The organism is Streptomyces sp. EDA2-14 (assembly GCF_054963755.1).
The window spans coordinates 398,420-410,714 of the sequence record NZ_JBUEGE010000003.1 but is presented as its reverse complement, the minus strand read 5'-3'; the positions used below and the strand labels follow the sequence as shown (position 1 = coordinate 410,714).

Sequence of the window (12,295 nt, the reverse complement as noted above, 5' to 3'; positions counted from 1 at the left end):
GGACCGGCAGGCCCTCGACCGGGGCTGCCGGGGAATTTGGGGGAAGATGTGCGCACTACTGCAAGACGCCATCTCGGGAAGCTGATGGCGGTGGTGGCGCTCGCGGTCGCGGGCGGCGCCGTCGCGGTCGGCGTGACCCTGCCGGACAACGGCGGGAGCGACATGACCAGGGCAGGGGCGGCGCGGCAGGACGCGGTGGCCCCCGAGGGCACCGTGGAGCCCGCGCCCGCAGAGGAAGCCAAGGGGGTGGGGCGCGATCCGCTCACGGACGCCGAGACGGAGCGCGCCGAGAAGCTGGCGACGGCGGCGCACAACCTGCGCCTGAACGCGCGGGACGTGGAGGGGGACCGCGGCCCGCAGCACCTGTCGACGAACCTGACCGAGGTCGATCCCGGTCTCAGCGGCGCCGCGGCCGACCAGCGCCGCGCCGACGTCGTGTACTACGACTACAAGAGCGACTCCGTCGTCACGAAGACCGTGAACCTCGACACGGGGAAGGTCGAGGACAGCAGGACGGACCAGGGCGTGCAGCCACCGCCGAACCAGGAAGAACTGGCCGAGGCCGCCCAGCTGTTGATCGCGGACCCGCTCGGCGCCGACCTCAAGGGCGACTACAAGGACGCCACCGGCAAGCAGCTCGCGAAGCCCGACCAGCTGGAGCTGAGCGGCATGGTGTTCCGCAAGAAGACCGTGGCGAATGTGCCCTCCGGCCTAAAGGAGTGCGGCGAGCACCGCTGCCTGCGGGTCATCACCAAGGTCGTGAACGGGCCGTGGATCGACACCCGCGCCCTCGTCGTCGACCTCAGCGCCCGCACCGTCAACCGCCTCGGCTGAGAGCCGGACTCCACCGATCTCTCCTCCATGAAGGAGCGCTTTTCGTATGCACGTCAACAGAGTTCCGCGCGCCCGCACCCGGCCCGCCGCAGTCGCCACGGGCCTCGCGGTCACCGCGCTGCTCGCCGGCATGTTCACCACCGCGCCCGCCGCCACGGCCGCCCCGCCACAGGCGCCCACTGCGGCCGCGCCCGCCTGCTCGGACGCGTACCGCATCGAGCAGACCCTCGACGGCGGCACCACCTGGCGCATGTGCTGGCACTACAACACGCTGTCCGGACTGGTCCTCGACGACGTCAGCTACCAGCCCAAGGGCGAGGCGCAGCCGATCAAGGTCCTGACCAGCGCCCGTCTCGCCCAGGTCCATGTCCCCTATGACGACGGGGAGGCCGAGTACGACGACGTCACCGGCACCGACTTCGGGCAGGCACTGCAGAACCTGAAGGCCACCGAATGCCCCGGCGGCACCATCAAGACCGTCAAGGTCCCCGACACGGGCAACGTGAAGGGGCTGTGCACGACCACGCGTGCGCGCGGGCACGCGTACCGGCTCAGCGACGACGGCTCGACCGGCGGCAGCGGCAAGCTCTACAGCGCCCAGGGCAAGGACCTGCTCGTCTACACGGTCAACAAGGCGTCCTGGTACGAGTACATCACCGAGTGGCGCTTCGCCTCGGACGGCACCATCACCTCGAATGTGGGCGCCACCGGCAGCCTCTCGCCGTTCGACTACGACGGCACGGACGGCAAGGGCTGGCCCATCGGCAAGGGCGCCAGCGCCTACGCCGAGAGCCACAACCACAACGTCTTCTGGCGGCTCAATTTCGGCCTGGACGGATCGCCCAAGGCCAAGGTCGAGCAGTACGACTCCAAGGTGACCCCGCCGAGCGGCGACGGATCGCCCACCACGAAGACGACCCGCACCCCCGTCACCAAGGAACTCGCGGGCGACGTGAAGGACATGCGGTGGTGGCGCGTGGTCTCCACGGCCGGCAAGAACAAGGACAACCACCCCAGGTCGTACGAGTTCGTGCCCGGCCGCTCCAACAAGTTCCCCGGACGTGCTTTCACCAAGCACGACGTCTACTTCACCCAGTACAAAAAGTGCGAGCAGTACGCGAGCGACAACCCGGCGGCGAACTGCGGGGGCTCAAGTGTCAACAAGTGGGTGAACGGGGAGACGCTCACGCATCCGATCACCTGGGTCAACATCGGGTTCCACCACATCGCCCGTGACGAGGACCAGCAACCCATGCCGGTGCACTGGCAGGGCTTCTCACTGGCCCCCAGGGACGTGACCGCTATGAATCCGCTCACTCCGGCCGATCTCGCGGGACAGAACGGCGTTCCCCGAAACGGTAGTTGAGAAACCAGCGGCATCATCCGGCTGCATCGCCACCCGCTCCCGGAGTACCCTTCCTTGATCGTTGCTGGGGACTGTGCTCCACAGACGCGGGCACGACAGGCTCGGGGGGCGGAAGGCGGTGCGGAGCGGGTGAGCTCGGGAGGGCTGGAGCTGCCCCCTGGTGACGACGGTCGCGAGGGACAGGACGGCCAGGAGACAGCCTCCACGGACATCCCGCCCGGCGCGGTGTCGCTGGCCAGACCCATGGACGTGGCGTCCCAGATAGGACCGGAGCTGGACTGGGGCGCCGACGCCTGGCGCGAGGTCCGTACGCGCGCGCAGCGGGCCGGGCGGGCCTACATCTGGCTGAATCTGGTGGAGCAGCGGCTGCGCGCCGTCGTCGCCGCCGTGCTCCGCCCCGTCTACGCGCCCGTTCACGGCGAAGACTGGGTGGTCGCGGCGGCGGGGCCCGCCGGCCAGGAGTGGGTGCAGCGGGCCGTCGCCGTGCGCGAGGTCAGCCGCCGCAAGGGCTATCTCCTCGACCCGGCCGACGACAACGTGCTGTCGTTCCTGACCCTGCCGCAGCTGCGCGAGCTGATGGTGCAGCACTGGCCCTGCTTCGAGCCGTACTTCGACGACCGCCGCGACGTGGAGCTCGCCCTGGACGAGCTGGAGGTCACGCGCAACGTCGTCTCCCGCAACCGCGCCCTCTCGGAGGCGGTCCTCGCGCAGGCCGAGCGCGCCTCCGCACGGCTCCTGGACATACTCGGCGCCGGATCCGACGTCCCCTCGGCCCGCCGGCTGCCCGTCGACGCCGTAGAGGACCTGGTCGGCGACCGGTACGCGGACGTCGTGGGCGTGCACCCGGACCGGGTCAGGCTGCTGCGCCAGTTCCCGGCCGAGGACCTCTTCGGCGGGGCGCGCCGCCTGGACGCCATCGGCATAGGCCTGAACCTGCTCGCGCAGAACTTCTCGGGCCGCCGCCTGGTCCGCCTCGCCGAGTCGGGCTGCCGCACACGGCTCCTCTTCCTCAACCCGGCGTCCAGTGCGGTCAAACGGCGTGAACGGGAACTAGGGCTCAAAAGGGGCGAGTTGAGCCGTACCGTCGAGATGAACATCCTGCACATGCGCCGGGTGCGGGCCAGTCTCAAGGACCCTGGCGCCTTCGAGATCCGCGTCTTCGACGAGACGCCCCGGTTCACCGCCTACCTCGTCGACGGCGACGGCTCGGACGGCGTCGCGGTCGTCCAGACGTATCTGCGCAGGACGCGGGGGATGGAGGCGCCGGTCCTCGTGCTGCGCGGCGGGGGTCGCGTGGTGAAGGCGAGCGCGTCGGCGGAGGTCGGGGAGAACGGCCTTTTCGTGACGTACCGCGACGAATTCGAGCAGGCGTGGGCGGACGCGCGGCCGGTGTCGTAGCAGCCCCGGGCCGCCTGCGACGGGCGTCCGGCCGGATTGTCAGTGGGGCGTGCGAAGGTGGTGGTCACTGGGGGAACGCACCACGAGAAGGGGGCTGCCATGGGCTGGCACCGCGAGCTGCTGATCGGCTTCGACCTGGAGACGACCGGTACCGATCCGCGCGAGGCGCGCATCGTCACCGCCGCCGTCATAGAGGTGAGGGACGGCACGGTCCTCGGCCGCCGGCAGTGGCTGGCCGATCCCGGAGTGCCGATCCCCGAAGAGGCGATCGCGGTGCACGGTGTCACCAACGAGCGGGCGGCCGCCGAGGGCGAGCCGGCCGACCGGGTCGCCGACGCCCTCGCCGAGATACTGGTGGGCTACTGGCGCACGGGCGTCCCGGTGGTCGCCTACAACGCGACGTTCGACCTCACCCTGCTCTCCGCCGAACTCGCCCGGCACGGGCTGCCGTCCCTGCGCGAGCGGCTCGCGGGCGTCGAGCCGGCGCCGGTCGTCGACCCGTACACGATCGACCGCTACGTCGACCGGTATCGCAGGGGCAAGCGCAACCTCGAAGCGGTCTGCACCGAGTACGGCGTCGCGCTCGACGCCGCGCACGACGCCTCGGCGGACGCGCTGGCCGCGGCGCTGCTCGCCCGTGCGATAGGCGAGCGGCACGCGAAGGTCGCGGAGCTCGGTGCGGCCGAGCTGCACCGCAGACAGGTGGAGTGGTTCGCCGAGTCGGCGGCCGACTTCCAGAACTTCCTGCGCCGGAAGGGCAATCCGGACGCGGTGGTGGACACGGTGTGGCCGATGCGCACGCTGGACGCACCGGCCGCCACATAGCCCCCGCCCGCGCGGCGCGGGCGGAGGGTCAGAACGGGTACCAGCGGACCTCAGGGTCACCGTCCCGCAGCGACGCCACCCGGCGGCGGAACTCGGCCAGTGCCTTCGGGTTGGTGGGCGCGTGCTGCGAGACCCAGGCGCAGGACGCCGTCTCCCGCGCGCCGCGCAGCACCGCGCACCCGTCCCACTCGCGCACGTCCCACCCGTACGTGGACACGAACCCGTCGTACGCCTCGGCCGGGAGTCCGTACCGGTCCCGCGACAGGGCCATGACGACCAGATCGTGCTCCCGCAGATCGGAGGAGAACGTCTCGAGGTCCACGAGGACGGGGCCCTCGGGCCCGATGTGCACGTTGCGCGGCAGCGCGTCACCGTGGATCGGCCCGGGCGGAAGGTGCGGGGTCAGTGCCGCGGCGGCGTCCGCGAAACCGTCCCGCCGCTCGCGCAGATAGTCCGCGTCGGCCGGGTCGATCGCGTCGCCCGCGAGCCGCAGCCAGCGCTCGACCCCGCCGAGCAGTTCGCGCCGCGGCAGCGTGAAACCGGTCGGTGCCGGGAGCGCGTGCACCAGCTTGATCAGCTCCGCCAGATCACGCGGTTCGGCCGGGCGGACGGCCGCCGGGATCCGGTGCCACACGGTCACCGGGTGCCCGTCGACGACCAGCGCCTCGTCCTTCGCGGCCCGCACCGCGGGGACGTCGTGCCCCTCGAGGTAGGAGGCGATGGCCAGTTCGCGGCGGGCGCGGTCGAGCAGTTCGGCTCCGCCGTGCTCCACACTGCGCCCCACCTTGACGACGAGGTCGCCGGCGGCGAACACCGCGTTCTCGCCGAGCGCGATCAGCTCCGCGGCGCCGTCCACGACATCCGCCCGCGCCAGCACGTCCCGTGCCCGTGCCTCGTCCATTCCTGTGCCTCCCGCGTCTCACCTGGTACGGGTCCAGTCTCCCACCCGGTCCGTGGCGACCCGAAAATTCACTGGACGGCGCCGCGCGATCCCGACCACCATGTGGGTCATGTGCAGCGCAGCCATGATGGCCATTTCCGTGACCCGCCAGTTCGCGGGCTGCGCGCATGCCGCCCGGCTGCGCGTCGCCCCGGCGCTCTGACCGGCACCGCCTCCGCAGGCGTGCGGTGGGCCTCCGCACCCGCCCCGGACACCCGCCCGCGACGCTGACGTTCACGAGGTAGGCGTCTGTTACGCGCGTGTGCGTGAGGCAGGCGTCCGTGACACCCGTGTCCGTGAGGCTCGTGTCCATGACGCATGGGTTTGTGGCGAAGAGGCCGTGACGCCCACGTCTTCGCGCCCGTGCTCGCGATGCACGTGTCGGTGACGCAAGGGCCCGTGACACGTGTGTCCGTGAGGCCAGCGTCCGCGACGCCGTGTTCGTGAGGCCCGCGTCCGCGACGCCCGCGCTCGCGACGCTCGCGTCCGCGAGGTCCGTGCTCGTGAGGCCCGCGTCCGCGACGCCCGTGCTCGCGACGCCCGTGCTCGCGACGCCCGTGCTCGCGAGGCCCGTGCTCGTGAGGCCCGCGTCCGCGACGCCGTGTTCGTGAGGTCCGCGTCCGCGACGCCGTGTTCGTGAGGTCCGTGTTCGCGAGGCCCGCGTCCGCGACGCCCGCGTCCGCGACGCCCGCGTCCGCGACGCCCGCGTCCGCGACGCCCGTGTTCACGAGGCCAGCGTCCGCGGCGCCCGTGTGCGTGAGGTCCGCGTCCGCGGCGCCCGTGTGCGTGAGGTCCGCGTCCGCGGCGCCCGTGTTCGTGAGGCCCGCGTCCGCGGCGCCCGCGTCCGCCACGCCCGCGCTCGCGACGCTCGCGTCCGCCACGCCCGCGCTCGCGGCACACGTGCTTGCGGCGCGCGGCCTCTGAATGCGCGCGTTCCCCGTGGTCGCCTCGTCGCGGACGTGATCGCGGTCCCGGTCAGTGCCTTCGTCCGACCGCTTTCCGTACGGATGACAAGGACTCCAGGACATGGCCGTCCGCTCCACCGGCACGTCTCGTTCGCGTGCCCTCTCGCAGAATTTTCTTGCCGATCACGTCGTCGCGCGCCGCTTCGCGCGGTGGGCGACGCCCGAGTCGGAGACCGCTGATCCCACCCCGCTGCTCCTCGAAGTGGGCGCGGGCAAGGGTGCGTTGACCGCGCCGCTTGCCCGGCGCGCCACGGACCTCGTCGCGTACGAGATCGACGGGCGGCTCGTCGCGCGGCTGCGGGAGCGGTTCGCCGCGCAGCCCCGCGTCCGCGTACGGCACGCGGACTTTCTTGCCGTGCGGCCGCCCCGCACCCCGTTCGCCGTCGCCGGGAACGTGCCGTTCTCGCGGACGGCCGATGTCGTCGACTGGTGCCTGCGCGCCGACGCGCTGACCCGCGCCGTGCTGCTCACCCAGCTCGAGTACGCCCGCAAACGCACGGGCGACTACGGCAGTTGGACCCGCCGCACCGTCCTGACCTGGCCGTATTTCGAGTGGCGGCTGCTCGGCCGGGTGCCGCGCAGCGCGTTCCGCCCGGCCCCTCGGGTCGACGCGGGCGTGCTCCGCATCGAGCGCAGGGCGACGCCGCTGCTGACCCCGGCCGAGTACCCCGCGTACGAACGGCTCGTCGTGCTCGGGTTCTCCGGCGTCGGCGGCAGCCTGCGCGCCTCGCTGAGCCGGGCCCACCCGCGGCGCCGGGTCGAGGCCGCACTGCGCGAAGCGGGGATCCGGCCGGGCGCGCTGGTCGGGGAGGCCGCGCCCGACCAGTGGCTGAGGCTGTGGGGCGCCCTGCACCGATAGCCGAGGCCGGCAGACAGCGCCTCACAAAACAAGTTGCACGAGACGTATCGTCTCGCATACGGTGTGGGCATGACGACCCCGAATCACGGCAAACGTGCCCACATCGCCATGTTCTCCATCGCCGCCCACGGGCACGTGAACCCGAGTCTCGAAGTGATCCGGGAACTCGTCGCCCGTGGGCACCGTGTCACGTACGCGATCCCGCACCTGTTCGAGGAGAAGATCGCCGAGACCGGCGCCGAGCCGGTCCTCTACCGCACCACGCTCCCCGGCCCCGACGACGACCCGGAGGCCTGGGGGACGACCCTGCTCGACAACGTGGAGCCGTTCCTGGACGACGCGATCCACGCCCTGCCCCAGCTCATCGCCGCCTATGAGGGGGACGGCGAGGGGGAGGAGGGCATCGGCGTGCCCGACCTCGTCATCCACGACATCACCTCGTACCCCGCGGGCGTCCTCGCCCACCGCTGGGGCGTCCCCGCGGTCACGCTCTCGCCGAACCTCGTCGCCTGGGAGGGCTACGAGGAGGAGGTCGCGAAGCCGATGTGGGAGGAGCCCCGGAAGACGCCGCGCGGCCAGGCGTACTACGCGAAATTCGACGCGTGGCTCAGGGATTCCGGCGTCCCGAAGGACGCCGACGCATTCTGGGGCAGGTACGAGCGCACCCTCGTCCTCATTCCGAAGGCCCTCCAGCCGAATGCCGACCGGGTCGACCAGAAGAAGAACACCTTCGTCGGCGCCTGCCAGGGCGACCGTTCGGCGCAGGGCGACTGGGAGCGCCCCGCCGACGCCGAGCGCGTGCTGCTCGTGTCGCTCGGTTCCTCGTTCACCAAGCAGCCCGGGTTCTACCGGGAGTGTGTGAAGGCCTTCGGCGACCTGTCGGGCTGGCACGTCGTGCTCCAGGTCGGCCGGCACGTCACCGCCGAGGACCTCGGACCGGTCCCCGGCAACGTAGAAGTGCGGCAGTGGGTACCGCAGTTGGCGATCCTCAAGAAGGCCGACGCCTTCATCACGCACGCCGGGGCCGGTGGCAGCCAGGAAGGCCTGGCCACCGCCACGCCGATGGTCGCCGTGCCGCAGGCCGTCGACCAGTTCGGCAACGCCGACATTCTGCAGGGCCTCGGCGTCGCCCGGCACGTCCCCATGGAGGAGGCGACCGCGGAGACGCTCCGCGAGGCCGTCCTCGCGCTGGTCGACGATCCGGAGGTGGCCCGGCGGCTCGCTGAGGTCCGGCGGGACATGGCGGACGAGGGGGGAACGCGGCAGGCGGCCGACCTCATCGAGGCCGAACTGCCCGCCTGACACCGCCCCGACGCAATTTCTGAAGGGATGGTTCCGCTGTTCCGTGAAAAGCGTGTACCCAACAGATAACGAAAGGGACTCGCCTGCAATGTACGACTGATACAACGCTGTAAAGGTTGCGTCCGTACGATCTTGAACTTCTTCAAAACGCATTCTTACCGTGAGGTGAACCTACTTTTGAACAAAGGAAGCTGGCGCGCCTCATGCCCCGAGACATACCGACGTTGCCCGAAGTACGGCGCCTCACCCAGAAAAAGCGCGATGCGTGGTGGACCGTCCTGCTGGTCGACCCGGTGGCCACACCTCTCGTACGGCTGACGGCGCGCTGGACGCGCATCACCCCGAACCAGATCACCTGGGGAGCCCTGATCCTGGGCCTTGTCTCGGCCGGCTGTTTCGCGATGGGCGGCTGGCCCTGGCTGATCGTCGGGGCCCTCGTCTACCACCTGAGCTTCGTGCTCGACTGCATGGACGGCAAGGTCGCGCGGCTCACCGGGCAGGGCTCCGTGTTCGGCGCCTGGCTCGACTACATCTTCGACCGCGTCCGCGTCATGGCCTGCGCCGTGGCGCTGATGGGCGGGCAGTTCCAGCGCACCGGCGACCTGATCTACATCTGGCTCGCCGTGGCCGTCGTCTTCCTCGACGGCCTGCGCTACATCAACTCGCTGGAGATCTTCAAGACCCGGCACACGATGCGCAAGCAGATCAAGACGCGCATGCGGGCGGCCCGGCGCGCGCAGAACGCGGAGCGCATCGCGTTCATGGAGGACCTGCTGCGGGCCAACCCGTCCGCCGACATCGAGCAGGACCTGAACGGGGCGGCGACCGCCGACGCCGTCGCCGAAGCGGTCGCCGAGGACGAGGCGACCGTCAAGGCGGAGCCGGGGGCCGAGACGGCGGAGACCCTGGAGCCGGCGCCCGCCCCCAAGGTCGTCGACCTGCACCAGGAGTTCCGCAGCCGCTTCCCGGTCTATCTGCGTTTCCGGTCCTTCCTGCTGCGCCACCGCATCCGTACGCACCTGATCAGCGGCATCGAGTTCCAGATGGCCGTCTTCATCATCGGTCCGCTGCTCGACCAGGTGATCGGGGCGACCGTCGTGGCCGGTGCGCTGCTGCTCGTCTTCGAACTCGCCATCGTCTACAAGCTGCTGCTGTCCACCCGCGACTTCGGCCGCACGCTCGAAGCCTTCGAGAAGGACGCCGCAAACCAGGACGCCGCAAACCAGGACGCCGCACACCTGGACACCGCGGACCAGGACGCCCTCGGGCAGCCCGGCACCGAGCAGAAGAACGGCACCGACAAGGACCGCGACGACGCGAACGGCCTGTCCGCCGTCGCGTGACGCGAGCGGTGAACAGGCCGTGGGCACAAGGGGTACGAGGGGCGCGCGTGTCAGACGCGCACCTCCTCGCCGCCCTCGCGCGGCACCGGGGCGGGCTCGACGCCCGCCTCGTCGTGCGTCAGGTCCGGCAGCCGGCGCAGCCACTTCGGCAGATACCAGTTGCGCTCCCCGAGCAGCGCCATCACGGCAGGCAGCAGCACCCCGCGGATGACGGTCGCGTCGATCAGGATCGCGGCCGCGAGGCCGACGCCCATCTGCTTCATCGACTGCATGGACAGCGTCCCGAAGATGCTGAACACGGCGACCATGATGACGGCGGCGCTGGTGACCACGCCCGCGGTGGTGACGACGCCGTGCCGGATCGCGTCGCGGTTCGTCCGCCCCTGAAGGCGGGCCTCCTTGATCCGGGACACCACGAATACGTGGTAGTCCATCGAGAGGCCGAACAGGATGACGAACAGGAACAGCGGCAGCCACGTGATGATGGCGCCCACGCCCTCCGCGCCGACCAGCGAGGCGCCCCAGCCGTGCTGGAAGACGGCCACGAGGATCCCGTAGGCCGCGCCCACGGACAGCAGGTTGAGCGCGATCGACGTGACCGCGATCGTCAGTGACCGGAAGGAGAGCAGCATCAGCAGGAACGCGAAGACGACGACGAACGCGAAGACCGGGACCACGGATCCGACGATCTGGTCGTTGAAGTCCTTCGAGCCCGCGACCTGCCCGGTGATCGGCGCCTCGACGCCGTCGACCTTCCCGAGCGTGTCGGGCCGCACCTGGTCGCGCAGCAGCGCCAGGCTCTTCTCTGCCTTGTCCTGATCGGATCCGCCCACGAGCGGTACGTCGACGATCGCCACGTTCTGGTCCCGGTGCACGGTGACCTCGACCGGTCCGCGCGAGGCGCCGGAACTGACGGCCCGCGCCCTGAAGTCGGCGAGCGCGGAGCGCACCTCGGCGGCGTTGATGTCCTCGGCCCGCACGACCACCTCGGCCGGCTCGGAGCCGCCGGGGAACGCCGCGTTGACCCGGTCGTACGTCGCCACGATCGGCAGCGAGTCGCCGAACTCCTGGTCCAGGGTGAGGTTCTGGGTCTTCATGCCGATCGCGGGCGCGGCGATCGCGAGCAGCGCGCCGACCGCGACGACGACGGAGACGGCGGGCCGCGCGAGGACGACGGTCAGCACCCGGCTCCAGAACCGGCTGCCCGAGCCCTCCCCGTTGACGCCATTGCCGCCGCCCCGCCGCTTGGTCGGGTGCAGGAACGGGATCCGCCCCTTCTCCACCCGCTCCCCGAGCAGCGAGAGCAGCGCGGGCAGCACGGTCACGGAACCCACCATCGCGACCGCCACCACCATCAGCGACGCGAGCCCCATCGCCTGGAACTCGGCGAGCCCGGTGAACATCATGCCCGCCATCGCCACGCACACCGTGACGCCGGAGACGATGATCGCCCGGCCGCTGGTGGCCGCGGCGACGCGCAGCGCGGTCTGCGGATCGCGCCCCTTCATCCGCTCCTCGCGCTCGCGCCGCAGATAGAACAGGCAGTAGTCGACGCCTACCGCGAGACCGACGAGCAGCATCACCGAGTTCGCCGTCTCGCTCATCGGCTGGAGATGGCTGACGACGCCCATCAGCCCCATCGTCGCCATGATCGCCGTAATGGCGAGCGCCACCGGGAGCAGCGCCGCGACGAGCGCGCCGAACGCGATCAGCAGAATGCCGAGCGCCACCGGCACCGCCGAGTACTCGGCGCGCTGGAAGTCGTCGCCGAACGCGTCCTCGAAGGTCTTGTTCATGCTCGCGGCGCCGATCTCCTCGATCCGCAGCGCGTCATGGTCGCCGGCGACGTCCGCGACAGCCTTCTGCACCGGTTCGACCCGGTCTGCCGCGGTCTCGGGGTCGCCCCGCATGTCGAACTGGACGAGCGCGGTGCGGCCGTCCTTCGAGACCGTCCGGGTGTCGGCGGCGTACGGCGAGCGCACGTCGGTCACCTCGCCCGTGCCCTGCACGGCCTTCATCACATCGGCGACCGCGGCCCTGAACTCCGGCGCGCTCGCCCGTAACGCACCGTCCTTGCTCTGTACGAGCACGGTCTCGCCCGCGGGTTCGTCGACGCCCGCTTCGTCGATGATCTGCGCGGCCTGGCTCGTCTCGCCCTTGAGCTGGTCGTCCTCCGACACGTCCACGCGTCCCGCGACGGACCCCAGGCCCATCGCCACCACGACGAACAGCACCCAGATCCCCACCGCCGCCCATCGGTGCCGGGCGCTCCACCCGCCGGCCCGCGCCGCGAAGCCGCGCGTCCGGTGCTCCCGCCGTTCCCCGTTCCTCGCCATCAGGTCACCTCCGGAGTCGAAGGTATGGGCGGGATAAGGCCGGTTCGTCGTGCTGTTCGGTGAAGTGCGGGCGGCCCGGATCGGCGTGCGGGATGACCCGAGTCCCTTACATCTATCGGGGGTTGAG

General features: G+C 71.0%; 10 protein-coding genes. 8 read left to right on the top strand and 2 right to left on the bottom strand.

The features are described 5' to 3' along the window. Positions 1-48 precede the first annotated feature (48 nt). The 4 genes from ACY34M_RS11630 (at position 49) to ACY34M_RS11615 (ending at position 4,423) form a co-directional block, all read left to right on the top strand. Positions 49-834, top strand: coding sequence for a Tat pathway signal sequence domain protein (locus ACY34M_RS11630; protein ID WP_462718341.1), 786 nt, complete (start codon positions 49-51; stop codon positions 832-834). 46 nt (positions 835-880) lie between these two features. Then, positions 881-2,200 carry a copper amine oxidase gene (locus ACY34M_RS11625; RefSeq protein ID WP_462718340.1) on the top strand — a complete coding sequence of 440 codons (1,320 nt, stop codon included), beginning with the start codon at positions 881-883 and terminating at the stop codon, positions 2,198-2,200. A gap of 129 nt (positions 2,201-2,329) precedes the next feature. Further along, positions 2,330-3,598: an SAV2148 family HEPN domain-containing protein gene (locus ACY34M_RS11620; protein ID WP_462718339.1), complete on the top strand. Its 1,269-nt coding sequence runs from the start codon at positions 2,330-2,332 to the stop codon at positions 3,596-3,598. A 99-nt stretch (positions 3,599-3,697) separates the two neighbouring features. Next, positions 3,698-4,423, top strand: coding sequence for an exonuclease domain-containing protein (locus ACY34M_RS11615; RefSeq protein WP_462718338.1), 726 nt, complete (start codon positions 3,698-3,700; stop codon positions 4,421-4,423). Positions 4,424-4,451: 28 nt separating this feature from the next. Here the strand turns inward: ACY34M_RS11615 and ACY34M_RS11610 are convergent, their stop codons facing one another. Further along, positions 4,452-5,324, bottom strand: coding sequence for a phosphotransferase enzyme family protein (locus ACY34M_RS11610; protein ID WP_462718337.1), 873 nt, complete (start codon positions 5,322-5,324; stop codon positions 4,452-4,454). Between the two features lie 825 nt (positions 5,325-6,149). Here ACY34M_RS11610 and ACY34M_RS11605 point away from each other — a divergent pair. The 4 genes from ACY34M_RS11605 (at position 6,150) to ACY34M_RS11590 (ending at position 9,832) form a co-directional block, all read left to right on the top strand. Then, positions 6,150-6,287 carry a hypothetical protein gene (locus tag ACY34M_RS11605; protein WP_462724113.1) on the top strand — a complete coding sequence of 46 codons (138 nt, stop codon included), beginning with the start codon at positions 6,150-6,152 and terminating at the stop codon, positions 6,285-6,287. A 102-nt stretch (positions 6,288-6,389) separates the two neighbouring features. Beyond that, positions 6,390-7,187 (top strand): ErmE/ErmH/ErmO/ErmR family 23S rRNA (adenine(2058)-N(6))-methyltransferase, encoded by a 798-nt coding sequence (gene erm / locus ACY34M_RS11600; RefSeq protein ID WP_462718336.1) that lies wholly within the window; start codon positions 6,390-6,392, stop codon positions 7,185-7,187. Between the two features lie 69 nt (positions 7,188-7,256). Next, positions 7,257-8,489, top strand: coding sequence for a macrolide-inactivating glycosyltransferase (mgt, locus tag ACY34M_RS11595; protein ID WP_462718335.1), 1,233 nt, complete (start codon positions 7,257-7,259; stop codon positions 8,487-8,489). A 203-nt stretch (positions 8,490-8,692) separates the two neighbouring features. After that, entirely contained in the window at positions 8,693-9,832 is a 1,140-nt protein-coding gene (locus tag ACY34M_RS11590; protein WP_462718334.1) for a CDP-alcohol phosphatidyltransferase family protein, read from the top strand. A gap of 50 nt (positions 9,833-9,882) precedes the next feature. Here the strand turns inward: ACY34M_RS11590 and ACY34M_RS11585 are convergent, their stop codons facing one another. Continuing rightward, positions 9,883-12,168, bottom strand: a complete 2,286-nt coding sequence (locus tag ACY34M_RS11585; RefSeq protein WP_462718333.1) for an MMPL family transporter — start codon at positions 12,166-12,168, stop codon at positions 9,883-9,885. Positions 12,169-12,295: the final 127 nt, after the last annotated feature.

Bases quoted from the DNA above. Each gene is read 5' to 3' on its own strand.
- ACY34M_RS11625 (WP_462718340.1), top strand. From the start codon at position 881: ATGCACGTCAACAGAGTTCCGCGCGCCCGCACCCGGCCCGCCGCAGTC.
- ACY34M_RS11615 (WP_462718338.1), top strand. From the start codon at position 3,698: ATGGGCTGGCACCGCGAGCTGCTGATCGGCTTCGACCTGGAGACGACC.
- ACY34M_RS11610 (WP_462718337.1), bottom strand. From the start codon at position 5,324: ATGGACGAGGCACGGGCACGGGACGTGCTGGCGCGGGCGGATGTCGTG.
- erm (WP_462718336.1), top strand. From the start codon at position 6,390: ATGGCCGTCCGCTCCACCGGCACGTCTCGTTCGCGTGCCCTCTCGCAG.
- mgt (WP_462718335.1), top strand. From the start codon at position 7,257: ATGACGACCCCGAATCACGGCAAACGTGCCCACATCGCCATGTTCTCC.
- ACY34M_RS11590 (WP_462718334.1), top strand. From the start codon at position 8,693: ATGCCCCGAGACATACCGACGTTGCCCGAAGTACGGCGCCTCACCCAG.
- ACY34M_RS11585 (WP_462718333.1), bottom strand. From the start codon at position 12,168: ATGGCGAGGAACGGGGAACGGCGGGAGCACCGGACGCGCGGCTTCGCG.